20 protein-coding genes and 1 pseudogene are annotated in these 24,992 nt (G+C 54.6%); 4 read left to right on the top strand and 17 right to left on the bottom strand.

Annotated features, from left to right (window positions below; genetic code table 11):
• Positions 1-123: 123 nt before the first annotated feature.
• On the bottom strand, positions 124-759 hold the full coding sequence (locus tag BMX55_RS12015; protein WP_342707684.1) for a Crp/Fnr family transcriptional regulator: 636 nt from the start codon (positions 757-759) through the stop codon (positions 124-126).
• A 400-nt stretch (positions 760-1,159) separates the two neighbouring features.
• On the opposite strand from BMX55_RS12015, the gene BMX55_RS12010 reads away from it, so the two are divergent.
• A complete protein-coding gene (locus tag BMX55_RS12010) occupies positions 1,160-2,389 on the top strand; it encodes an RNA-guided endonuclease InsQ/TnpB family protein (protein WP_245751421.1) in 1,230 nt (409 codons plus the stop codon).
• A gap of 63 nt (positions 2,390-2,452) precedes the next feature.
• On the opposite strand, the gene BMX55_RS12005 is transcribed toward BMX55_RS12010, so the two are convergent.
• The 6 genes from BMX55_RS12005 to BMX55_RS16255 form a co-directional block, all read right to left on the bottom strand.
• Entirely contained in the window at positions 2,453-2,935 is a 483-nt protein-coding gene (locus tag BMX55_RS12005; RefSeq protein ID WP_218144489.1) for a macro domain-containing protein, read from the bottom strand.
• A gap of 406 nt (positions 2,936-3,341) precedes the next feature.
• Positions 3,342-3,734 carry a VOC family protein gene (locus BMX55_RS12000; RefSeq protein WP_091458044.1) on the bottom strand — a complete coding sequence of 131 codons (393 nt, stop codon included), beginning with the start codon at positions 3,732-3,734 and terminating at the stop codon, positions 3,342-3,344.
• A gap of 89 nt (positions 3,735-3,823) precedes the next feature.
• Entirely contained in the window at positions 3,824-4,246 is a 423-nt protein-coding gene (locus BMX55_RS16260; RefSeq protein ID WP_143059668.1) for a DUF5412 family protein, read from the bottom strand.
• 78 nt (positions 4,247-4,324) lie between these two features.
• Complete coding sequence (locus tag BMX55_RS11995) at positions 4,325-5,158, bottom strand: alpha/beta fold hydrolase (protein WP_091458042.1); 834 nt, start codon at positions 5,156-5,158, stop codon at positions 4,325-4,327.
• Positions 5,159-5,170: 12 nt separating this feature from the next.
• On the bottom strand, positions 5,171-5,668 hold the full coding sequence (locus BMX55_RS11990) for a methyltransferase family protein (protein WP_091458040.1): 498 nt from the start codon (positions 5,666-5,668) through the stop codon (positions 5,171-5,173).
• Positions 5,669-5,827: 159 nt separating this feature from the next.
• A complete protein-coding gene (locus BMX55_RS16255; RefSeq protein WP_177172891.1) occupies positions 5,828-6,571 on the bottom strand; it encodes a hypothetical protein in 744 nt (247 codons plus the stop codon).
• 138 nt (positions 6,572-6,709) lie between these two features.
• On the opposite strand from BMX55_RS16255, the pseudogene BMX55_RS11985 reads away from it, so the two are divergent.
• A pseudogene (locus BMX55_RS11985) lies at positions 6,710-7,531 on the top strand (phage integrase N-terminal SAM-like domain-containing protein).
• Positions 7,532-7,587: 56 nt separating this feature from the next.
• Here the strand turns inward: BMX55_RS11985 and rpoD are convergent.
• Positions 7,588-10,044 carry an RNA polymerase sigma factor RpoD gene (rpoD, locus tag BMX55_RS11980; protein ID WP_425432069.1) on the bottom strand — a complete coding sequence of 819 codons (2,457 nt, stop codon included), beginning with the start codon at positions 10,042-10,044 and terminating at the stop codon, positions 7,588-7,590.
• Positions 10,045-10,295: 251 nt separating this feature from the next.
• Positions 10,296-12,158 (bottom strand): DNA primase, encoded by a 1,863-nt coding sequence (gene dnaG / locus BMX55_RS11975; RefSeq protein WP_091458036.1) that lies wholly within the window; start codon positions 12,156-12,158, stop codon positions 10,296-10,298.
• A 143-nt stretch (positions 12,159-12,301) separates the two neighbouring features.
• Here dnaG and BMX55_RS11970 point away from each other — a divergent pair, with 143 nt between their 5' ends.
• Positions 12,302-13,948, top strand: a complete 1,647-nt coding sequence (locus tag BMX55_RS11970; protein WP_091458034.1) for an acyl-CoA synthetase — start codon at positions 12,302-12,304, stop codon at positions 13,946-13,948.
• Between the two features lie 16 nt (positions 13,949-13,964).
• Positions 13,965-14,807 (top strand): symmetrical bis(5'-nucleosyl)-tetraphosphatase, encoded by an 843-nt coding sequence (locus tag BMX55_RS11965; RefSeq protein WP_091458033.1) that lies wholly within the window; start codon positions 13,965-13,967, stop codon positions 14,805-14,807.
• Between the two features lie 86 nt (positions 14,808-14,893).
• Here BMX55_RS11965 and BMX55_RS11960 read toward each other — a convergent pair whose 3' ends face one another.
• From BMX55_RS11960 to BMX55_RS11925, 8 genes are all read right to left on the bottom strand, one after another.
• A complete protein-coding gene (locus tag BMX55_RS11960; RefSeq protein ID WP_091458032.1) occupies positions 14,894-15,586 on the bottom strand; it encodes a response regulator in 693 nt (230 codons plus the stop codon).
• On the bottom strand, positions 15,583-18,282 hold the full coding sequence (locus BMX55_RS11955) for a DUF4118 domain-containing protein (protein WP_091458031.1): 2,700 nt from the start codon (positions 18,280-18,282) through the stop codon (positions 15,583-15,585). Before BMX55_RS11955 ends, BMX55_RS11960 begins: the two co-directional genes overlap by 4 nt.
• A gap of 11 nt (positions 18,283-18,293) precedes the next feature.
• On the bottom strand, positions 18,294-19,265 hold the full coding sequence (gene corA, locus BMX55_RS11950; protein WP_091458030.1) for a magnesium/cobalt transporter CorA: 972 nt from the start codon (positions 19,263-19,265) through the stop codon (positions 18,294-18,296).
• Between the two features lie 150 nt (positions 19,266-19,415).
• Positions 19,416-20,033, bottom strand: a complete 618-nt coding sequence (gene kdpC / locus BMX55_RS11945; protein WP_091458028.1) for a potassium-transporting ATPase subunit KdpC — start codon at positions 20,031-20,033, stop codon at positions 19,416-19,418.
• A 14-nt stretch (positions 20,034-20,047) separates the two neighbouring features.
• The gene (locus tag BMX55_RS11940; protein WP_091458027.1) at positions 20,048-20,752 is read right to left on the bottom strand and encodes a TorF family putative porin; all 705 of its coding nucleotides are present in this window, start codon (positions 20,750-20,752) and stop codon (positions 20,048-20,050) included.
• 24 nt (positions 20,753-20,776) lie between these two features.
• The gene (gene kdpB / locus BMX55_RS11935; RefSeq protein WP_091458025.1) at positions 20,777-22,843 is read right to left on the bottom strand and encodes a potassium-transporting ATPase subunit KdpB; all 2,067 of its coding nucleotides are present in this window, start codon (positions 22,841-22,843) and stop codon (positions 20,777-20,779) included.
• Positions 22,840-24,639, bottom strand: a complete 1,800-nt coding sequence (kdpA, locus tag BMX55_RS11930) for a potassium-transporting ATPase subunit KdpA (RefSeq protein ID WP_091458023.1) — start codon at positions 24,637-24,639, stop codon at positions 22,840-22,842. The genes kdpB and kdpA overlap by 4 nt, the downstream gene beginning before the upstream one ends.
• Complete coding sequence (locus BMX55_RS11925) at positions 24,636-24,728, bottom strand: potassium-transporting ATPase subunit F (protein ID WP_091458021.1); 93 nt, start codon at positions 24,726-24,728, stop codon at positions 24,636-24,638. Before BMX55_RS11925 ends, kdpA begins: the two co-directional genes overlap by 4 nt.
• Positions 24,729-24,992: the final 264 nt, after the last annotated feature.

Below are 24,992 nucleotides of genomic sequence, written 5' to 3'. Positions count from 1 at the left end.
ACGGATACAGGGTTTATGGAGTCAGCATGTTGGTGCTCTTGCCTTTGGCTTGCGCAGCAACAGCGCGTTGTTCGCATCACCCAAGTGCAATTGTGCGGTTCGAGACCATTTTCTGCGCAAACGCTATACCGTTGGAAGCTTCGCCGTGGGGATGGTGTCGGTATTTGCCATCACGTTGCGCTGCGGCAGGTAATGCAGCAGCAGATCGGTTTCTTTCTTCACGACGCTGTAGCACTCGCAACTGAGCGTTTCAAGCTTGGGCCGATCGAGCACCTTGATCAGGCCGCGTGAATAAGAAATCACGCCCAAGTGCTGCAATTTCAAAGCGGCTTGGGTGACGCCTTCGCGCCGAACACCGAGCATGTTGCCGATAAATTCTTGCGTCATCGTCAGGTGGTTATGCGACAGGCGATCCATAGAAAGCAGCAGCCAGCGGCAAAGCTGCTGGTCGATGGAATGGTGCCGATTGCAAACGGCGGTTTGCGAGACTTGCGTGATCAGGGACTGTGTGTAGCGCAGCATCAGCAGCAGCAACTGGCCGTGGCGGTTGAACTCCTCTTTCACCCGCAGTCTGGGGAGCCGGTAGGCGTAACCGGCGCTTTGCACCAGCGAGCGGCTTGGTGTGCTCTCGCCACCCAGAAACAACGTGATGCCCAGCAAGCCCTCGTTGCCCACTACCGAGAGCGCGGTGGAGGCCCCGTTCTCCATTAAATACTGTAGCGAGACGATGGAGTCGGTAGGGAAATATACATGGCGCATGGGGCGCCGCGACTCGTACAGGAGCGCGCGCAATGGCAGTGGCACTAGCTCGAGATATGGGAACAAACGGTTTTGTACGTCAGGCGACAAGGCGGCCAGCAGATGGTTTTGCTGTGGCTGTGGTAAGGGTTTGGTGGAGATGTTGGCGCTTTCTGAACGGAGTGGTGAGCAGGCTGTTGCTGCCCGATAGAGGCTGGTAAGACACCGCGAGAACGGGTGGCTTGGCCCATCGTAGCCCACCGATGGGGAGGGCTTTGAAGGGGTTCGAGCAGTTTCATAAAATGTATACAAATCTTCTCATATCTATCCAAATAGCTATCCAATCCAAAAATTGGGCAATCCGCTTCTCTGTCACTGGACATCGTTGGCTACAGCGCTCAAAATTGCAACACTTATGCTGATGGCCCATCGTATCGCACTCGAACCCAATAACGCACAGGCCACCTACTTGGCCCGTGCAGCAGGTGTGGCGCGTTTTGCTTACAACTGGGCGCTGGCACAGTGGACGCAGCAGTACGAAGCCTGCAAGCTTGATGCCAGCCTGCCCAAGCCATCCCAGGCAGCCTTGCGTCGGCAGCTCAATGCTATCAAGCGCGAGCAGTTCCCGTGGATGTTGGAAGTGACCAAGAATGCCCCTCAGATGGCCATTATTCAGCTGGGTGATGCCTTCAAAAACTTCTTTGCTGGGCGTGCCAAGTATCCGCAGTTTCGTAAAAAAGGCAGGTATGAGCGTTTCAGCCTGAGCAACGATCAATTCAGCATCGACGGCTGTCGCATACGTATCCCCCATTTGGGCTGGGTGCGGATGCGCGAGGCGTTGCGCTTTAGCGGCAAAATCCTATCGGCCACCGTTTCACGTGTGGCGGATCGTTGGTTTGTCAGTATTGCCGTAGATACCCCAGACAATGCACACCTGCCCAAAGCTGAAAACCAAGGCGCGGTCGGTGTGGATTTGGGTATCTCGGCGTTGGCAACGCTCTCAACCGGAGAAAGCATCGCTGGCCCCAAGCCACATAAAGCCCTGCTGGGGCGTTTGCAGCGCTTGTCACGCAGTTTAAGCCGCAAGCAAAAAGGCTCCAGCAACCGCAACAAGGCGAGGGCGAAACTGGCCAAGCTGCACGCACGCATTGCCAATATCCGCTCGGATGCCTTGCACCAGCTCACTACCAGCCTGACGCGCCGGTTTCACATTATTGGCATTGAAGACTTGAACGTGCGTGGCATGGTGAAAAACCGCTGTTTGGCACGCTCGATATCCGATATGGGGTTCTTTGAGTTTCGGCGGCAACTGCACTACAAGGCAGCCATGCGTGGCGGGCAAGTGGTGGTGGCTGATCGCTGGTTTGCCAGCAGCAAGACCTGTTCAGCCTGTGGGCACAAGTTAGAGAGCTTGCCGCTATCGGTACGCCAGTGGAAGTGCCCCGAATGTGGTGCCAACCATGATCGGGATGTGAACGCGGCAATCAATTTGAAACAAGTGGCCGAGAGTTCGGCTGGCGACTGCCAGCGCATGCAGTCTATGGCTGTATGTTCGGTGACAGCCTGTGGAGAGGAAGGCGCTGGCTTGGGTTGTAAGACCCAAGCGAAACCTGCCTCTGTGAAGCAGGAAGTAATCGGTAGATTTAATTAAAAATGATTAGATTTGCATAGGTATTGCAGAACGGTGGATGATACGAGATCAGCCCCTTTATTTTTACCCGGAGAATGCCCTTGGCCTGAAGCGCACAAGCGTGACTGTGGCAGGTGAATCCAGCGATGCCAGTGCCTCTACCATGAGATCAAGCGCCCCTTCTTCACCAAAACCGCCCGTGCCAGCCCCAATAATAGGAAAGGCGACCGATTGAAATGAATGCTGGTTTACCAAAGACATGGCAGAGATGACAGAGCCTTGAATGGATTGTTTGGATGAGCGCCACCACATACTGATGCCCGCCACATGAATAATCGCTTTGAAAGGCAATCGGCCTGCCGATGTTTTTACCGCACCACCCAGAGGGATAGCTCCCATGCGACCCAACTCAAAAAATGGCTGCAAACCGGCCTTGCGTTTGATGGCACCAGAAACCCCCTGCGGCAGTAAAAGCCACCAAGGAATGATATTTCTATTCCAGGCATTCACAATCACCTCAACCTCTTGATCTAAGAGATTGCCATCAACTATTTGTGGTTGGATCATGGTGGTATTGAAGTGTAAAACTAAGCAGCAGATGTAAGCTATTTATCAAGCAAGAAAATTATACTCAAGATAAGGCTTGAGTGCTTCAAATTTATTTTTGCAAAGGATCAATTAAGCAGAATGTGCTGTTTCTTGTGCAGATTTAGTGCAATGCTGGTTTAGCTAATATATCCAATGTGCCATATGCCGGAGCCCATTTTTTTGGAGGGTTGATAAAGCACCCAATTTATGTTTATGGCGATCTGGTAAATTTATGCAAGAAGAATGAGTAAGCCGACGAGTGCTCCACTCAATGACCGGATGCCTGATGTACCTACCAGTGTCAGAGATAGCAAGATGCCATATGAGAATGGTAGGTAGCAGATAGCGACAACAAAAATATGTCGGACGATTTTTTACAATATTTCTATTGCGTTGCTTGGATGTAGTTCGAAACTTCAATGAGATTGAGGTCTGGATCACGGAAGTAGATGGACATGATTGGACCGCTAGCGCCTGTTCGCCTTACTGGGCCTTCAATCAAACTAACGCCTGCGAGGCGAAGCTCATCAATGACTTCATTGATTGCGGTTTCAGTAATGAGGCATATATCAATTGAGCCCGGTGTCGGCTTGTTTGCTTTTGGCTCAAATTCTTTACCTGCTTCATGTAGGTTGAACTTTTGCTCTCCGAACGACAGGGCTTTTCGCCCTTCGCCAAAGGTAACTACCTCCATGCCTAAAGCACGTTCGTAAAATTCCGTCGTCACGTCGATACTTTTTACGGTGAGTACGATATAGTCAATTCGAGAAATTTTCATTGGATTTTTATATGATCAAGAACATAACGAAACAAGGTAGGCGGCAACTGGAAGCTGTCCGCTTGAGCAATGGGTTAGTAAAATGGCAGTTAGAAATGAATATATTCAATCTTGATGCCTTCATATTTTGTTTCGGCTCGGAAAATGCGCGCAAGATTATGTTTTTGAATTTGAAGGTGTGAATCTGATAGCCAATTAATCTGAACTTCAGGGCCGCCACCTTGACCTATTGGTGCAGCATCATGATTTGTGTCGGCAATGAATATGTTGCCACTTTCATTTTCAAGTGTATCAGTACTTGAAAGAATCGACACTTGGGTTGAAAAGCTTGTGGTAGCTCCACAGTCACGCTGAAAGGTGACAGCTTTTAATTTGTTATTTGGAGATAAATATTGAGCCAAAACTACATTGTTACACATGTCAGGTAGTGACTGAATAAATAGATATAAACCGCCAATAAATATAGAAGTTAGTGCGAATGCACCAATGAGTATTTTCTTCCAGAGTTTCATTTTGTGATTACCAATACTGGCTATAAAAATTCCGAAGATATGGTCAGTGTTGGCATCCGCGTTGAACCGAGTTAGGCATCATGGCTGCTTAGCTTGTACGGTTGACACCAGTATGCCTATTTCTCTGGCAACTACTTCAGGCCTGCCCTTCTGGATATAGTGGCCAGTTCCATCCACTGTAGAAATGGTCATGCCAGACAAAAGCTCCGGCCAGCGTGAAGCAAGCTCTCTTGACATTGATTGGAACTCTGCTGATTCCGTAGGTTCGGCATTGCCGCGCAACAACAGCCGAGCGGTGACTGGCGGCGTGTCTTTTCCCCGTAGGTCAGCGATGCATTCGGATTGGGCATCAAATTCTCGCCTTTCGGTGTCAGAGAACGCGATCGCTCGCAATCCACGCACCATTGCTGCTGAGTTGGGGACTCGACGTTGCATGGTGGCCCAATGTTCTGGATGTGTTGCATCGAGAAGTAGTATTCCACTCACCTCACTCGGATAAAGTTTTGCGTAGGCATATTGGTAAAGACCTCCCAACGAATGTCCAACCAAGACATAGGGCGGATGTATGTCTGCGATGCGTAGCATTTCATGAAGTTCGCGAGCAACTGAGCAGGGATCGCGCCTATTGTGTTTGCTGGAGCTACCACCATACCCCGGGCGATCATAGGCAAAGGTGCCAACGGCAGATGGAAGGCGTTGAAGAACCGCTGACCATACCGACATCCCGTCGCCAAGACCAGACTGAAACACGACGATAGGGGTGCTGCCGATCTTATGTGCAATAGCGACTTTCGATTCTTCATACTGTAGCTGTGCAGCATTTGGTAATGTCGAACAGCCAGAGAGAGCTGCGACTGAAATTCCAAAAAGCCAATAGGAAAAAAGTGTCTGTTGCACAAAGCTCACCCACATAGAAAACCAGTTTCAAATCCAGCGACGAACCGAAGATTTGTATGCACGATAGTCCACTCCGAACAACGCCTCTAATGTGGCTTCCTCGGGTTTGATCTGAAATTCAGTTAAGTACAAGCAGAACAATGCGACAAGTAGGAAACCCAAGGCATTGCATGTCCACGTGGTTACCGAAGCTAGTACAAGCGCCATGCCAAAATACATCGGATTTCGACTGATTCGGAATAAACCCCTCGCAACAAACTTGCTTGCTTTGGCTGGGTTCCTTGGATCGAGCGTCGTGTGATGAAGTCGGAATTGCAGGGCGGCCCCAAGCAACATGGAAACTCCGGCGAGCATCAAACCAGCAGACATGTATCTGCTATAGGGAATGGGAAACACTAAAGCTGGAAAAACGAATACGACAGCTACGATCGCCGCAAGGAATACGGCTGTAAGCAGGAGCGGTGGAACTTTCAATTCGAGTGCGCGCACGTCGATTTTCTCTTTCAGTGTGTCAACGGAGTCCATATTTTCCTAGGAGAGCCTAACGAAATAAGGTAAGCGGCAGCTGGAAGCTGTCTGCTTGAGCGACCAGTTAGATAACTACCTAGGTAAGCACTCTGAACTGATGTGGAATTTTTTTGGGTACCTCTCCAGTGTAGATGCTTCCACGACGGTTGCGCATGCTTACTTATTTTTGTAAGTATTGCGTACCTTTGGTGGTACAAAACTATATTTTGCAACTTCATCAATAATTTCTGGATACAGACAAAAAGGAGAATTTTCAAACATTAATGGGTAATTCTTCATTTTTACTGATTTTCTATTAGAATTAGTGTAGTAGAGATTAGACCAAACCAATTCTGGTCTTGCAGAAGATTCTTTGTTTTTTAAAGTTTCCTCAATAAATCCCCCAGAAATATGGGTGTTTTGATGGATGGGTTTATCAATTAATTTAAGAACATCATAAGCATTTGGCTTTACTTCTAAAAAATCATTATCTGAATATATGTATAGACTAGAGTTGCAGTAACGGCGTAGTTCCCAAACAGCTCTATCAAGAACTGCTAATTCCACCTCTTGCGCAACCCAAGAAACCCCTAAATATCTGTCCTCGGCTCCATTTTCTAGGCGACAAATAAAATTTCTAGTCTGTTCTGACAGAATAATATCAACTCGATCATGAAGTAATGCTATTGCCTTATTAACCTCATGGTTTATATACTCTGCGCGCTTTTGAGGTTTTGGAACACGAGTTAATATTAATATACATTTTGCATATTTTTCCAACGCATGAAGTGACGACCAAAGAAATTGAGGATATAAAGCCGCTTTATAATCCATCCGAGCATGTATGTAATCTTTATCAGCAGTATCTCTGAAAGCCCTTAGAGCATAAGTATTAACTTTTTGTGTCATGCTATGAGGCATAAATCCTCGTTTAAATATCTAACTAAGATTAGACGACTGAGCTACGCTGGCCAGCAGTCGGATATGATGGCATCATCCTATCCTATCCATAGGGAAACGCCAACAGCCAAGCGTTTAGGCAAACCTAAATTTTTGCGGATGCCAGTCTCGCCCTACATCCCCAACACCGATGCCCCGCGCCAGCCAAAACTGCTGGAGCGTATGCGTATTCACCTGCGCACGCAGCATTACAGCATCCGCACCGAGCAAGCCTACGTAGATTGGGCGCGGCGTTTCATCTTGTTTCATAAAAAACGGCATCCACAGGAGATGGGAGCCTCCGAGGTAGAGGCTTTCTTGAGCTATCTGGCCGTGGAGCGGCAGGTATCAGCCTCCACGCAAAACCAAGCTAAGGCGGCACTTTTATATCTGTACAAGCAAGTGCTCGGTGTCGACCTGCCTTGGCTCGATGAGGTGGTGCAGGCCAAGCGCCCCCAGCGTTTGCCAGTGGTGCTCACGCCCTCTGAGGTGCGCGAACTGCGCCTGCGCGTGAAGGATATAGAGTTTTCCCAGCGCGAAATCGTGGTGCGCGAGGGCAAGGGCAACAAAGACCGGGTCACGGTGCTGCCTTAAAATTTGTTGGCACCCCTGCGGGCGCAATTAGAAAAAGCGCGGGTGCTGCACGAAAAGGATTTGGCCGCAGGTTTAGGCCGCGTTTATTTGCCCCATGCGCTGGCCGTCACGTACCCCGAATCGGTACAGCGCGCAGTGCGTGAAGCGGCACGGCTGGCGTGCATTGATAAACCAGTCTCACCCCATGTATTGCGCCATTCGTTTGCCACGCATTTATTGCAGGCGGGCTACGATATTCGCACGGTGCAAGAATTGCTCGGCCATGCCGATGTGAGCACGACCATGATTTATACCCATGTCTTGAACAAAGGTGGGCCTGGTATTTTAAGCCCACTCGATACGTTATAAAAAAGCCCGCCCCCACAAAATGGGGACGGGCTTTTGCTTGAAATACCGGGTCGTGTTTACAGCGAATCAATAAAGCTGCGCAGCTTATCCGAGCGGCTGGGGTGCTTGAGTTTGCGCAGCGCCTTGGCTTCTATTTGGCGGATGCGCTCGCGGGTCACGTCAAATTGCTTGCCCACTTCTTCCAAGGTGTGGTCGGTGGACATTTCAATGCCAAAACGCATCCGTAGCACTTTGGCTTCGCGGGGCGTCAGGCCATCCAGAATATCTTTGACCACATCGCGCAAACCGGCCTGCATGGCTGCATCAATCGGGGCGGTATTGGCACCGTCTTCAATAAAGTCGCCCAAGTGGCTGTCGTCATCATCACCAATCGGGGTTTCCATCGAGATTGGCTCTTTGGCGATCTTCATGATCTTGCGGATTTTGTCTTCCGGAATCTCCATTTTCTCGGCCAGTACGCTGGCATCTGGCTCAAAGCCAAATTCCTGCAAATGTTGGCGCGAGATGCGGTTCATCTTGTTGATCGTTTCGATCATATGCACCGGAATCCGGATGGTGCGTGCCTGATCGGCAATCGAGCGCGTAATCGCTTGGCGAATCCACCACGTAGCGTAGGTGGAGAATTTATAGCCCCGGCGATATTCAAACTTGTCCACCGCCTTCATCAGGCCGATATTGCCTTCTTGGATCAGATCCAAGAATTGCAAACCCCGGTTGGTGTATTTTTTGGCAATAGAAATCACCAGGCGCAAATTGGCCTCGATCATTTCTTTTTTGGCATTGCGCGAGGTGGCTTCACCCTCGTTCATGCGCTTGTTGATGCCCTTGAGTTCAGCCAGCGGCACCACAACGCGGGTTTGCAAGTCCATCAGCTTTTGCTGCAAATCTTGGATGGGTGGAATGTTGCGCGCCATCGTCGCGCTCCAAGGCTTGCCTGCCGTGGCTTGTTTTTCTACCCATTGCAGATTAATCAAGTTGGCCGGAAACTCTTTGATAAAAGTTTCTTGTGGCATGCGGCATTTGTCCACAATGATGCGGCGCAGTTCACGCTCTTTTTTGCGCACATCATCGACTTGGGCGCGCACCATGTCGCACAGCTTTTCGATGGTTTTGGCGGTAAAGCGGATGCTCATCAGCTCGGCAGACAGGGCTTGCTGCACCTTCATGTAGGCTAGGGTGCCGTAGCCTTCTTTGTTGTAAATGCTGTGGATTTGGTCAAACAGCTCGCGCAGCTTGTCAAAGCGCTCTAGGGCTTGCTTTTTCAGCTCTTCGAGCTTTTTGGTCAGGGCTTTGGAGCCGCCCTTGCCGTCGTCATCGTCGGCTTCGTCAAACTCGTCAAAGTCTTCTTCGGCCACATAGTCGTCGGCCTCGTTGGGGTTAGAAAAGCCATCGACGATGCTAGAGATCACCACCTTGCCTTCGCGGATTTCTTCGCCCATGCTCAAAATTTCGGCAATGGTGGCGGGCGAGGCGCTGATGGCTTCCATCATGGCTTGCAAGCCGCCTTCGATGCGCTTGGCAATTTCGATTTCGCCTTCGCGCGTTAGCAGCTCTACCGTGCCCATTTCGCGCATGTACATACGCACGGGGTCGGTGGTGCGGCCAAATTCGCTGTCCACAGTGGAGAGCGCTGCTTCGGCGGCTTCTTCGGCTTCTTCTTCGGTGGCGGCGGTCTGCGCGGTGTTGGTCACCAGCAGGGTTTCGGCATCGGGGGTTTGTTCGTACACCGCCACGCCCAAGTCGTTGAGCATGGAGATCACGACGTCGAGCGTTTCTTGGTCGATCAGCTTGTCGGGCAAGTGGTCGGAGATTTCGGCGTGGGTCAGGTAGCCACGGGTTTTGCCCAGCTTGATCAGCGTTTTGAGGCGCGAGCGGCGCTTGGCTAGGTCTTCTTCGGACAGAACGGTTTCGTCCAGACCAAATTCTTTCATCAAGGCGCGCTCTTTGGCCTTGCTGATTTTCATGCGCAGGGGTTTGACCTTTTCTGCGCTGGGGGTGGCTTCGGTCTCGGTGCCTGCTTCGGCCTCTACTTCGCCTTCACCTTCCAAATCGGCTTCGATGTCGGACAGATCGGCATCATCGGCGGGGTCGGCATCGGGGTTGGCCTTGGGCTTGCGACCGCGCTTGGCTGGGGGTTTGGCGGGGTCGGCGGTGGCCGATTTGGCTGGGCGGCCGGGGCGCTTCTTCACAGCCTCTTCCGCTTCGGCGGCGGTGGCAATCAGCACCGCTTTAGGCTCGACTTTGGTAGCCACCGTTTTGACGGTTTTGACCACGACCGTGACAGGCTTGACCACCACCACGGGTGCTGCTGGCTTGGCTGCGGGTGCTACCGCCACTGGCGCAGGCTCTAGCGCAGCGGACAAGGGCTTGAGCTGGATCGTCTTTTTCTTTTTGATGATGACCACAGGGGCATCAGGTTCCAGCGCTGCCGACAGGGGCTTGAGCTGGATGGTCTTTTTAGTAGTGACGATGTTTTCTTCCGGGGCGGAGGCGGGAGCGGCAGGCTTGGTCACGGTGGTGGCTTTCTCGGGGGGCGCTGGCCAAAATACATCGGTGGGGTGCGCAAAACACCGACACGGCAAGGCGGCCCAGATGGGTTTTTACAGAAGGGGCAAAGCCCCGGAGGCAAGATGTGTGGGCGAACATTTGGTGTGCAGTCCTTGCGGTGCCAGGGGCGGTTGTGCGTGTGTGTCACGGTGGCCCAACCCGGAGGTGCTGCTGTCGCTCTTGCCGAAAACCCTATATTGTACCTTCGGGGCTGGATTCAAGTGCCAGCGCGGTTTAATTTTTCCAATAAATCACGGCGTCGGGCATCTAGCGTCCGGTAGTGTTGCAATTGGGCCGGATCGCTCATGGCTGCAGCCAAGGCTTGGGTGGCTTGTTGGCCCAGTTGCTCCACCAACAGCCGGTTGAGCAGGTCGTGCAGCTCATGACGCCATTCGCCCACATCGCCTTCGGCTTGGGCGTGGGTGCCGCTCATTAACTGTTCGGCCAAGGCTTGGCCTTCGTGGTCTTGCAGCCGCTGGTGCAGCACGGCCCAAGTTTGCGGGCCATGTTCGTGGAACTGCTCTTCTAGCCAAGCCAGCAAGGGGCTGTACGGTGGCCCCAAGGCGTGCAGGGCGGCAAGGTGCTCGTGCGAGAGTTCATCAAAAAAAGCCATGTGCGCCAACAATAGGCGGATGGCGTGGTCAGCACGGCTGACCGGCACCGACCTTCTGGTCTGTGTGGGCCTCGCCGCGCTGGTGCGTGCCGGGCCTTTGCGCCGTTGCACTAGCGCATCGGTATGGCCGGGAGGCGGTGGTGGTTTGTGTCCGGCAGCGCGGTGACTAGCGTTTTGCCAGTCTTCTAGCAACTCGGCGGGGGTAAGCTGTGCCTGTGCCGCCAGATCGCCCAGCATTTGGCGCTTAAAGGCCCCCTCAGGCAGGGCTGCCCACAAAGGCGCGGCATGGCTGCTCATGCGTGCGCGGCCTTCGGGGGTGGTCAGGTCGCACTGCTGCGCCGCTGCGGTACACAAAAATTGGCTCAGGGGCTGCGCCCCGGCCACCAAGCGGGCAAAGGCATCGCTGCCGTGGCTGCGGATAAAGCTGTCTGGGTCGTGCTCAGGTGGCAGGAACAAAAACTTGATGCTGCGGGTGTCGGTGGCATAGGGCAGGGCACCTTCTAGCGCCTTGTGCGCTGCCCGCTGCCCGGCAGTATCGCCATCAAAGCTAAACACTACGGTATCGGTAAAGCGAAACAGCTTGGCTACATGCTCTGGCGTACAGGCGGTGCCCAGCGTGGCTACAGTGTTGGCAAAGCCGCGTTGCGCCAGCGCCAGTACATCCATATAGCCTTCTGTGACCAGCACATAACCTTGCTCGCGGATGGCAGTGCGGGCTTCGAACAGGCCGTACAACTCGCGGCCTTTGTGGAATACCGGGGTTTCAGGGGAGTTGAGGTATTTGGGCTTGTCATCACCCAAGACGCGGCCTCCAAAGCCGATGCACTCGCCTTTCACGTTACGGATCGGAAACATCACCCGGTCGCGGAAGCGGTCGTAGCGCTTGCCGCCATCGTCGGCGTGGGTAATGACCAGCCCGCTTTCTTCGAGCAGGGGGTCGTCGTATTGCGCAAACACGCTGGCCAGGTTGCGCCAGCCCTCTGGGGCGTAACCGACGCCATAGGCGCGGGCCACCTCGCCTGAGACGCCGCGCTCGCGCAAATAAGCAATCGGGCTCTGGGCACCACGCAACAGGCGGCGGTAGGCTTGGGCGGCGTGCTCTAGCACGTCGGTCAGGGTGGCTTGCTTTTGCCGCTGTGCGGCAGCTTGCTCTTTTTGCTGCGGCGAGAGGTCGTCTTCGGGCACTTGCAGCCCGGTTTGTTGGGCCAGATCATGCACTGCCTCGACAAAACCCATGCCGGTGTGCTCCATCAGAAAACTGATGGAATTACCGTTTTTACCGCAACCAAAGCAATGGTAGAACTGCTTGGCCGGACTGACGCTGAACGAGGGGGATTTCTCACCATGAAAGGGGCACAGCCCCATGAGGTTGGCCCCCCCCTTTTTGAGTTGCACATAGCGCCCAACGACATCGACGATATCGACGCGTGAGAGAAGCTCTTGGAGAAAAGACTGGGGAATAGACACCGGCCTATTGTCCGTGCAAAGCCGGGGTGGCCCCGATACAGGCTGATACAGACTGACAGTTTCCTGCCAGTGTTCGGGCGTAAACTGGTTCGCTCTCCGTCGCCGTGGCACTGCCAGGCGTTTTTTGTCTGAACTGTTTTCTTATGACATCCATCTACGAGCAAGATCTGCCACGCAACCAAGCCAACTTTGCCCCGCTGTCGCCGTTGGGTTTTATCGAACGCACCGCCGAGGTGTATCCAGAGCGGCTGGCGATTGTGCATGGACAGTTGCGCCAGACCTGGGGCCAAACTTACACGCGCTGCCGTCAGTTGGCCAGTGCCCTGCAACAGGCTGGCATTGGTAAAAATGACACTGTGGCCGTGATGCTGCCCAACACCCCACCCATGGTAGAAGCCCACTTTGGCATCCCAATGGCTGGGGCTGTGTTGAATACACTTAATACCCGCCTTGACCCTGAAGCCATCGCTTTTATGCTCGACCACGGCGAGGCCAAAGCCTTGATTGTCGATCCAGAATTTGCCACCGTGGTGGCCAAAGCGCTGCCCTTGCGCCAGAGCCAAACACCGCTGCTGTTGATTGATGTAGAAGATGCCCTGTATGGCACAGCAGCCCAGCGCTTGGGCAGCAGCACATACGAAGAGTTTGTGGCCCGTGGCGATGCCAACTTTGCTTGGGATTTGCCCGCCGATGAGTGGGACGCCATTGCCCTGAACTACACCAGCGGCACCACTGGCAACCCTAAGGGCGTGGTCTACCACCACCGGGGTGCGGCCTTGAATGCTATCTCCAATGTGCTGGAATGGGACATGCCCAAGCACGCGGTTTATTTGTGGACGCTGCCGATGTTCCACTGCAATGGCTGGTGTTTCCCTTGGACGCTGGCTGCCCGTGCGGGCGTGAATGTCTGCCTGCGCCGCGTTGATGCCCAGTCGATTTTTGATGCCATCCGCAACTACGGCGTCACGCACTACTGCGGTGCCCCGATTGTGCAGAGTCTGCTGGTCAATGCGCCTGCGGCGATGAAAGAAGGCGTTCCTGCGGGCGTCAAGACGATGGTGGCGGGTGCTGCGCCACCAGCCTCGATGATCGAAGGCATGGAAAAGATGGGTTTTGACCTGACCCACGTTTATGGCCTGACCGAAGTTTATGGCCCAGCTACAGTTTGCGCCAAACACGATGCTTGGAGCGAACTCGATATTGGCGAACGCGCTCAACTCAATGCCCGCCAAGGGGTGCGTTACCACTTGCAACGCGGTGCCAGTGTGCGCAACCCCGAAACCCTCGAAGAAGTGCCCCACGATGGCGAAACGATGGGTGAGATCATGTTCCGGGGCAATATCGCCATGAAGGGCTACCTCAAAAACCCAGCGGCCACCGAAGAAGCCTTCCGGGGCGGCTGGTTCCACAGTGGTGATTTGGCCGTGCAGTATCCTGATGGCTATATCAAAATTAAAGACCGCAGCAAAGACATCATCATTTCTGGCGGCGAGAACATCTCCTCTATTGAGGTAGAAGATGTGCTCTATCGCCACCCCGATGTGTTGGCCGCTGCTGTGGTAGCCAAGCCCGACCCAAAATGGGGTGAAACGCCCTGCGCCTTTATCGAACTGAAATTGGGCGCGCAAACCACGGTAGAAGACATCGTGGCGCATTGCAAGCTGCATCTGGCCGGTTTTAAGGTGCCGCGCCATGTGATTTTTGGTGAAGTTCCCAAAACCAGCACCGGCAAAATCCAAAAATTTGCGCTGCGCCAGCAGGCTGGTTCGCAAAGCGCCATCAACGTCTAAGTGCCCTGCCAACATCATGGCCATTTACTGTATTGGTGATGTGCAGGGCTGTGACGAGGCGCTGCAACGGCTGCTAGAGCAGATCGATTTTTCTCCTAGCCGAGATACGGTCTATCTGCTGGGAGATTTGGTCAATCGGGGGCCGGCCTCGGTGCAGGTGCTGCGCCGCTGCTTGGCCGCTGATGGGGCTATCTTGAGCTTGCTGGGCAACCACGACCTGCACTTGCTGGCCGTGGCCCACGGAGCGCGCAAGCCATCAGCACGCGACACATTGGCCCAGGTGCTGCAAGCGCCTGACCGCATGGCGCTGCTCGATTGGCTGCGCCAGCAACCGCTGGCGCGTACGCTCGAGCATGGCGGCGAGTCGATGCTCATGGTACACGCCGGGGTGTTGCCACAGTGGGATACAGCACAAACACTGATTTTGGCCCAAGAGGTGCAAGCGGTATTGTGCAGCCGCGATTTACCGCTGTTTTTGCGCCAGATGTACGGCAATGCTCCCGACCACTGGAGCTATCAGCTCCAAGGCATGGATCGGTTGCGGGTGGTGGTCAATGCGCTCACGCGGTTGCGCTTTTGCTCGCCTGCCGGGGCGATGGACTTTGCCAGCACCGAAAGCGCCACCACCACCCCAGCGGGTCTGCTGCCTTGGTTTGAGGTGCCGGGGCGGCGCACGCAGGGCCAGCTAGTGGCGTTTGGGCATTGGTCTACGCTGGGCTGGCTCAACCGGCCCGATGTGCTGGCGCTGGATACCGGCTGCGTATGGGGTGGTTGCCTCAGTGCAGTGCGTTTTGGCCGGACGCTGGCCGAGCGCGAACTATTGCAAGTGCGCTGCCCACAAGCGCAAAAGCCGGGCTAAAAGGGAGCGGCAACCGTTTTGCAGCAAGAAAAGAGCATTATGGTGGCTACCCCAAGGCCCACGGGTATCGCCATTCATCCTTGGTGCTATGGAACAAAACGGTACCCTACACCCGTCTCAGTGAGCAAATGTTGGGGCATAGAGGGGTTTATTTCAATTTTCTTTCTTAAGTTACCCATGTGTACACGGACATAATGGGTGTCTTCTGTATGCCCCGGCCCCCAGACAGATTTGAGTAACTGCCCGTGTGTTACCACCCGATCGGGCTGAGAAGCTAGATGGGTGAGAAGTTTGTATTCAATGGGGGTTAGGTGCAATGGTTTTTCATAACAGCTTACTATGCGCCGTGCCAAATCAATGGTGATATTGCCAAACCTGATCATTGAACTGCCGTCAATCGCGTTCTTTTGGCCGCGTCGCAATTGGGCACGGACTCTGGCCATCAGTTCACCCGTACTGAATGGCTTGACAAGATAATCATCGGCCCCAAAATCTAGGGCACGAATTTTTTCATCCTCGTGGCTTCGGGCAGACAGAATAATCACCGGTGCCGCAGACCATTGACGCAGTTCTTTAATGAGATCGATGCCGTCGCCATCGGGCAACCCCAGATCGACCACTAACAAATCAGGACAGCGTGTGGCCGCTTCGATCAGACCACGCGCTAAGGTGCTGGCTTCGTGGACGGTATACCCTTCTGCCTGCAACGTCAGGCGAAGGAAACGCCGTATTTCCACTTCATCTTCTATGATAAGAACGTGGGTCGTAATCAGGTTCATAGCGTATTTGTACCATCATCTTGCGGCGGATTACCACAGGGTAGCCCGATTGTAAATCGGGCCCCTACTATTTTAGTATTTTCTTGCCGATTGTGGGCGGTAATATGCCCTCCGTGGGCATCAATAATTGCGCGGCAAATCGCCAATCCTAACCCTACACCAGGGGTAGTTGCTTCGCGCTGACCGCGTTCAAATTTATCAAACAACAGCTCTTCTTTTCCTGGGGGTAGCCCTGGGCCACTATCGTCAATATCAATCACTACCTCGCCACTCTTGAGCTTGGCATCTAGTGTGACTGGGCTGCCCTCAGGGGTATATTTGGCAATGTTCTCTAGCAGGTTGACCCATACCCGCTCCATCAGCACGGAGTCTAAGTGCAGCAATGGTAAATCTTCTGCCAGATGAATTTCAATAGGCCGCCCTGCCATCATGGCGGCACAGGCGGTCAGGGCGCTGCCAATCACTTCGTCTAAGGGCTGCCAAGCACGGTGGAGTTGAACGCTGCCCCCTTGCAGTCTGGCCATATCCAGCAGATTGTTGACCAGCGCACTCATGCGCAAGGCTGCGTTTTTGATCGAGTCCACAATGTCACGCTGCGCCCGCTCCAAGGCGGGCGGCATCATGAGCAATGCCTCTGACAGACCAACCAATGAGGCCAAAGGTGTTCTGAGGTCATGGGAAATAGCCGACAAAAGGGAGTTGCGCAAGCGTTCGGACTCGATCTGTACCGTGCTTTTTTGTGCCATGTCGATATAGTGAATACGCTCCAGTGAAATAGCCAACAGAGATGCGCAGGTGTCGAGCAGCCGCCGCTGTTCAGGCCCCAGCAACCGGGGGTCGCCCGGCTCCAGTGCCAACACCCCCCGCACCCGCATCGGGGCTTTGAGCGGCAATACCAAACAACTGGTAGAAGGCAGGGTATCGGTTCCTAAACCGGCGGCCTCGGCACGATCAAATGCCCACTGGGCCACGCCCATATCTACGGTGGCATTGCCGCCCGGAAGGGCTTCTAGGCGATCTTGTTCGTCTGCGGCCAACAGCGTGGAGCGGGCTTGAAACTCAGAGGCTAGAAAACGAGCGCCAATCTCGGCCACCTGTTCTGACAGGAGAGCCGCTGATAGGTCGCGGGACATCTCATACAAACTTCGTACTCGGTGCTCACGCTGGGTGGCAGCCTCGGCCTGAACTTTCAGGCCCGCCGTGAGTTGGCCTATCACCAGCGCCACTACCAGCATCACGCCAAAAGTGACGAGATACTGCACATCACTGACGGCAAACGAGAAGCGCGGGGCCACAAAGAAAAAATCAAACAGCAATACCCCCAGAAAGGCAGCCAGTACCGCAGGCCCCCGGCCAAAACGCAAACCAACGCCCACCACGGCCAGCAGGAACAGCATCACAATATTGCTCAGTTCGAGCACATTGCGCAGTGGGCTGATGAGCAACGCCACCATGACACAAGCCATAGTGGCTGCCGCATAACCTGACCATGTAATCGGGGCCTCTAGCATCCGCTGTTTTTGCTCTGGAGGCTGGGCGCGGCCTGTACTCTGTGGCAATGCGACTTGCAAAACATCCAGATCGTCGGCCCGTTGTGTCACAGCATCTACTAAGGGCCGATGCCAAGGCCAGCGTCGGTGGCTGCGGCGGCCCAACACCAAGCGCACCAAGTTTTGTTCTCGGGCATAACGCACCAAAGCAGTGGCAGTATCGGCATGAGAGACCGTGGCTGTAGTGGCCCCCAACTCTTGGGCCAATTTGAGCACCCGCAGTGCTTGCTCGTGCTCTTTGTCGAGGCCCTTGTGCTGTCCGAGCGACTCGACATGCAAGGCATGCCAAGGCACGTTTAACTGTGCGGCCATGCGTGCGCAGGTGCGTACCACTTTTTCGTCTTCAAGCCCTAGCCCGACACAGGCCAACAGCGCCTCACGGTTGGGCCACACGGGCTTGACTGAGCTGGCACGGCGATAGGTGCGCATCTCATCATCGACCCTGTCAGCAGTGCGCCGCAATGCCAGTTCACGCAGGGCCAACAAATTGCCTTTGCGAAAGAAGTTAGCCGCTGCTTGCTCTGCCTGCTGCGGTAAATACACTTTACCCGCCTTGAGGCGTTGCAGCAATTCATCAGGGGGCAGATCTACCACCACCACTTCATTGGCAGCGTCAAAAAGACGGTCAGGCACGGTCTCCCACACCCTGATGCCGGTGATACCACTGACAATATCGTTCAGGCTCTCTAGGTGCTGCACGTTCATCGTTGACCAGACGTCAATGCCTGCTTCTAGCAGCTCCTCTGCGTCCTGCCAACGTTTAGGGTGCCGGGAACCGGCCACATTACTGTGGGCCAGCTCATCGAGCAGCACCAGCGCTTGGGGCTGCCCAACGCCAAAGGCTAGGGCAGCGTCCAGATCAAATTCTTGCAGCACCCGATCCCGGTATGGTACCTGTTGCAATGGCAGGCGGGGCAGATGCTCGGCCATGACTTCGGTGTCTAAACGACCGTGGGTTTCCACCACACCGATGATGACGGGTATCCCCTCGGCTCTGGCGGCATGGGCCGCTGCCAACATGGCATAGGTCTTGCCCACTCCAGCATTGGCACCAAAGAAGATTTTGAGACGCCCCCGATGGGCTTGCCCCTCTTCCTGCTGCATCTGGGCCAGCAGGGCATCGGGGTTTGGGCGCGGTTTCTCCATGACGGGCACGGTTATAACCAACCAATACGCCGAAAGCGCCAATACAGCACACTGGCAGCACTGAAAATAATGAACAAGGCCGCCGGGTAGCCATACTCCCACTTTAATTCAGGCATATTCTCAAAATTCATACCCCAAATACCAGCCAAGGCTGTAGACACGGCAAAGATAGCGGCCCAAGCTGCCAGTTTTTTGGTGGTTTCAGACTCTTCAATCGTTACCATAGATAGGTTCACCTGAATGGCCGTAGCGATAGTTTCACGAATGGAGTCAATAGTTGAGTTGATCCGCATCAGATGATCGTGGACATCGCGAAAATATTCTTGTGTTCCAGAGAAAACCACGGGCACCCGACCTCCATGCAGTTTTCCGGTAACTTCGAGCAGCGGAGAAACTGCATGACGCATAGTGGTGGCACGGTGTTTAAGTGCGTACAAGCGCTCAATATTGCCGCGCCCCGCATTGCGCTCAAAAATTCGCGATTCAATATCGTCCAACTCGGTCTCAATGGCGTCGAGCAGCGGAAAATAGCGGTCTACTACAGCATCCATCAGTGCATAACAGACAAAGCTGGAGCCATGTTGTAATAAATGGGGTTCCCGTTCACAGCGTCCACGCACCCCCAGAAAATTCTGCTGGCTGTTATTGCGTACGGACAGGACAAAGTTGGTACCCACAAAAATAGCGACTTCTCCCACTTGCACCTGCTCTTGCTCTTGCTGGATTTCCAGCAACTGCATCACAATAAAAACGATACCACCATACTCTTCCATCTTGGGGCGTTGGTGTCCATTGCGTGCATCTTCCACCGCTAGCTCATGCAGTCCAAATTCTTCTTGCATCTGTTGCAATTCGGCATGGGTGGCGTCACGCAAGGCTACCCAGACAAAACATTCGGGTTTCTGCACCCAGATGGAAATGTCTTCGATAGAGATGTCCGCCAGTTTTTTTCCTTGGTGGTAGGCTACGCAGTTGATCAGCATGAGGTCTCCTGTGGATTAGGGCTTTTTATGATGCCCTTGTAGATGCTTGGGCGGTGCTTGGCGTCGTACTAGCCATGCGGCCCACAACGCAGGCAAAAGGACTGTACCCAAACCCAATAGCAGACCCCAAAAGTTGTCCATGATTGCTGTTTAATGCGCGCCCTGAGCATCCAGTGCCAGATTCAGGGGCAGCACACGGACACGGGATTCGCCCAGCAACCCTAGCCAAGGGCCTTGCGTGTGCTGCGCCACCAGTGCTTGCACTTGGGCTGGTGGCAGGCCTCGCGCTCGCGCTACCCGCGCTACCTGAAAATCGGCAGCCGCCACACTGATATCTGGATCGAGTCCACTGGCCGACGCCGTGACCAGATCAACAGGAACTGGCTGGTTATTGCCCGGATCAGCAGCGCGCAAGGCGGCTATGCGGCCTTTGACTACCTCGGTCAGGTTGGGATTGGATGGCCCCAGATTAGACCCGCCCGACGCTGCTGCGTTGTAAGCCATAGGAGCAGTGGCCGATGGTCGCCCCCAAAAGTAGTGGGCGGCGCTGAAGTTTTGCCCGATTAGTGCAGAGCCAACCACTTGGTCACGCACTTGGATCAGGCTGCCGTTGGCCGCATGTGGCAGCAGCAGTTGCGCAAAGCCGGTCACGGCCAATGGGTAGATCAACCCTGTCACCAGCGACAGTATGGCAAAGAGGGTGAGTGCAGGCCGCAGGATGCCAGGGGCTGCATCGGTGCTTGTTGGAGCCATGGATTGGGATGTCATGAATGCCTCTTCGATCAGAAATTGATCTTGGTACCCACCACAAGGCGGCCTTTGCCCAAGTTCCTACCATCGGGTGCCGTGTAGGCATGGCTATCGGTGCCCAGCCATGTGGCACTGAGCAATACGCCGTGAACATCCTTGGTCAAAGTCAGTGCATAGTCAGTGTAGGAGTATGTGCCGTTGTTGCGCACGATCTGTCGGCCAATGTGGGGCATGAGTGTCATGCCGTCACCCAAGTCGAGCGTGGCACTCAGATCAAGATAGCCGCTCCCACGGCTGTTATCAAAACCAAACAGATTGGTGGTGCTGCGGAAATACTTAGCGCTGAACACGCCCATGCTGACTCCACCATAGACTTCAGTGCTGTTGGGGCTAATCGATAGGCCTGCAGAGGGATATTGGTAACGTAGCACGCCAAGGTCGTAGCCAAGTCCGGACGAAAGTTCACCCTTGTAGCCTCCGTAAAAGTCAAACTCTAAGGGAGCGTCACCACCAGAATCCTTGATCCAGCGGATAGTGGATGCCCAAGCTCCTAGATAAAGGCCACCATTGCTGAAATCAGCGCCCGCCTGAACAGCCGGTTGCCAATGGGTCTGGGACACACCACGATAACGGTACTCACTTATAACACTGGCATTGAAAGTGAGGTCAGCATGGGCCATCATGGGTTGTGTCAGTGCAGCCACAGCCACGAACAAACAAGATACGATTTTTTTCATGGGAGAAATCCGAGAGGGTTTGTTTTAGGCCAGACCAACGATGGTCAATGCCATATCAATCAACTTGATGCCGACAAAGGGGACGATGACGCCGCCCAGACCGTAGATCGCCAGATTGCGCCGCAACAGCACTGCCGCGCCCACAGCACGGTACGGCACGCCCTGAAGCGCCAAGGGAATCAGAAAAATGATGATGAGGGCATTGAAAATCACCGCCGCCAAAATGGCCGAGTTCGGACTGGTCAGTTGCATGACGTTCAGCGCAGACAACTGGGGGTAGGTGCCCACAAAGGCGGCGGGCACGATGGCAAAGTATTTGGCTACATCGTTGGCAATGCTGAACGTGGTCAGGGAGCCTCGCGTCATGAGCATTTGTTTGCCTGTCTCGACAATCTCGATCAGTTTGGTCGGATTGCTGTCCAGATCAACCATATTGCCCGCCTCTTTGGCCGCTTGGGTGCCGGTGTTCATGGCCACCGCCACATCGGCTTGGGCCAGTGCGGGGGCGTCGTTGGTGCCATCGCCCGTCATGGCTACTAACCGACCAGCACTTTGGTAGTCACGGATCAGCTTGAGTTTGGCCTCGGGCGTGGCCTCGGCCAGAAAGTCGTCCACCCCGGCTTCTGCGGCAATGGCCGCTGCCGTCAGGCGGTTGTCCCCCGTCACCATCACGGTTTTGATGCCCATGCGGCGCAATTGGGCAAACCGTTCTTTGATGCCCCCCTTGACAATGTCCTTTAGCTCTACGATGCCCAGCACCTGACTGCCATCGGCCACCACCAACGGGGTACTGCCCCGGCGTGAGACATCATCCACCAGCGCTTGCAGTGCGGCTGGAAAGTGTCCGCCTAGAGCCTCCACATAGTTGCGGATGGCTAAGGCAGCTCCCTTGCGCAAGCTGCGTCCACCGGCCATATCGACGCCACTCATCCGGGTTTGGGCCGTAAAGTGAACAAACTGTGCCTCTAACGCGCTGATATCGCGCTCGCGCAATTGAAACTTCTGCTTGGCTAGTACCACGATGCTGCGCCCCTCCGGGGTTTCATCCGCCAAGGAGGCCAACTGGGCAGCATCGGCCAGATCGACCTCTTTGATGCCCGGTGCTGGCAAAAATGCGCTGGCTTGGCGGTTGCCCAAGGTGATGGTGCCGGTTTTGTCCAGCAGCAGCACATCGACATCGCCCGCTGCTTCTACCGCCCGCCCAGAGGTGGCAATCACGTTGGCCTGCATCATGCGGCTCATGCCTGCTACACCAATGGCACTGAGCAATCCGGCAATCGTGGTGGGGATCAGGCAGACCAGCAAAGCCACCAGCACCACCAGATTGACTGGCTCCCCAGCACCACTGGCATTGACAGAAAACTGCGAAAAAGGCAGCAAGGTGACGACGACACCCAAGAACACGATGGTCAGTGCCACCAGCAAAATGGTGAGCGCGATTTCGTTGGGGGTTTTCTGCCGTTTGGCGTTCTCCACCATAGCGATCATCCGATCGACAAAGGTTTCTCCTGGATTGACGGTGATACGGGCCACAATCCAGTCAGAAAGCACTTGGGTGCCACCGGTGATGGCACTGAAGTCGCCCCCGGACTCGCGTATCACTGGGGCCGATTCGCCAGTAATGGCGCTTTCGTCCACCGAAGCCACCCCAGCAATGACCTCCCCATCGGCGGGGATGGTGTCTCCAGCCTCTATCAGCACCAGATCACCACGGCGCAGCATGTCGGCCTCTAGCGGCAGCCATTGCATTTGTTCGCGCGCCATGTCGGGGCGAGAATCAGCATCGAGCTTCTTGGCCCATGTTTTCTTCTTGAGGCCCCGCAAGGATGCTGCCTGCGCCTTGCTGCGGCCTTCGGCCAAAGCCTCGGCAAAATTGGCAAACAAGACGGTAAACCACAGCCACAAGGCTACAGCCACCGTGAAGAGCGTAGGATCACCTAACGCCAAGGCGGTGGTGAAGGCGCTGCCCACATACACAACAAACATCACAGGGTTGCGCCACTGGATTCGGGGATCGAGCTTCTTGACGGCATCCCACAACGCGGGGCGCATGAGAGCCGGGTCTAACAGGGTAAGCTTTTTGCGGGTCATACAGCTTGGCTCCACAGCATCAGGTGCTCAACAACAGGCCCCAGTGCCAAGGCAGGCACATAGTTCAGCAATCCGACCAACAACACCATGCCGATCAGCAGTGCCACAAACAGCGGCCCGTGGGTTGGCAGCGTGCCTTCGGTGGCTGTGAGGCGTTTTTTTGCGGCCAGTGATCCGGCAATGGCTAGCACCGGAACAATGATGCCAAACCGCCCCAGCCACATGGCTGTAGCCAGCAATACGTTGTAGAAGGGGGTATTGGCAGACAGGCCCGCAAAAGCACTGCCGTTGTTGTTGGCGGCTGAACTCAGGGCATACAAAATTTCACTGAAACCATGCGGGCCAGGATTGGCAATACCCGCACGGCCTGCCTCGGTCATCACCGACAAGGCTGTTCCGAGCAGCACCACCAAGGGCGTCACGAGGATGGCTATAGCCACCAGCTTCATCTCTACCACCTCGATCTTCTTGCCAAGATACTCTGGCGTGCGACCAATCATCAGGCCGGCGATGAATACGGCCAAAATGGCAAACAGCAGCATCCCGTACAGGCCAGAGCCCACGCCGCCAAACACCACTTCACCCAGTTGCATCAGGATCAACGGCATGGCACCCCCCAAAGGGGTAAAACTGTCATGCATGGCATTGACGGCCCCGCAACTGGCGGCGGTGGTAACGATGGCAAACAGGGTAGAGGCATTGATGCCAAAACGCACCTCTTTGCCCTCCATATTGCCGCCAGACTGGATGCTGCTGGGGCTTTGGTCAATGCCCAACCCCGCTAGAACTGGGTTGCCCTGTTGCTCGGCCACTGTGGCAGGAATGACGAAGGCGACAAAAAGTATCACCATAGCTGCCAACACAGCCCAGCCTTGGCGCTGGTCAGACACCATCTGGCCAAAAACAAAACACAAGGATGCTGGAATCAGAAAGATAGCCAGTATTTGCAAGAAATTGCTCAGTGGCGTCGGATTTTCAAAGGGGTGGGCAGAGTTGGCGTTAAAGAAACCACCACCATTGGTACCCAGCATCTTGATAGCAAGTTGGGAGGCCACAGGCCCCATGGCTATGGTCTGTACCGCGCTGTGCTGCTCTTGCAGCAGCGGCTGGCCTTGTGCATCTGTTATCGGCTGCTCTTCGGGGCCCAGTTGTGGTATTTGCCAAGTCACAGGCTCTAACGTAGTCACCTCTTGATAGGGCGACAGGTTTTGTAGAACCCCCTGACTGACAAACATCAAAGAGAACACCAGTGACAGTGGCAACAAAATCCAGAGCGTCACCCGGCTCAGGTCTACCCACACATTGCCTATGGTCTGCACCGAATGGCGGGCAAAACCGCGTATCAAGGCCAGCACCACCACGATGCCGGTGGCGGCAGACAGAAAGTTCTGTACCGTCAGCCCCAGCATCTGCGTGAGGTAGCCCATGGAGGACTCGCCACCATACCCCTGCCAATTGGTGTTGGTAACAAAGCTGATCGCGGTATTGAAGGCTGAATCTGGGCTGATGGCCGCCATTGCCTGAGGGTTGAAAGGCAGGTAGGCCTGCCACCGTTGTAGCCCATAGACGGCCAACACCCCCAAGCCATTGAACACCAAAAGCCCTAGGGCATAACGGTAAGCGTTGCTTTCGCGGTTTGCTTGCACGCCTAGCAGTTGCCACAGTGGCGCTTCCAGCCGCTGCATCCAGCCCACACGGCCAGACAGAATGGCATCTATGTAGCGCGCTAGGGGCCAAGACAGCGCCAGCAGCACGGCTAGGAAAGCGGCCAGTTGAATCCATGCCCCAGAGGTCATGAAAAGTCCTCCGGACGCAGCAACGCCACGATCAGATAGAAAAACACGCCACCAGAGAGCAGCAACGCCCACAGATCCCAGCCGGTCATGTGCGCTGCTCCTGCGTTGCTAGGCCGAAGCAACCCCTGAACAAACCATAGGCCAGCAGCCAGAACATACCGGCCAGACCCAAATACAAAGCATCCATCTCATCCTCCTATGGAGATGGCTCCATGTTAGGAAAGATGGCATCAAGATAGTCTCAAGAAAGAACTACCAGATAGCAAGAAAGTCTTAAGAGAGTGTGGCCTCGTTGGGCGGCCCGATACAGGTGCTATGGATGCTGGTAGCTGTTTATGCATCGTGCTACACAA

The sequence above is a fragment of the Giesbergeria anulus genome (assembly GCF_900111115.1).
GTDB classification, from domain to species: domain Bacteria; phylum Pseudomonadota; class Gammaproteobacteria; order Burkholderiales; family Burkholderiaceae_C; genus Simplicispira; species Simplicispira anulus.
This window is presented reverse-complemented; position numbering and strand designations above follow the sequence as displayed.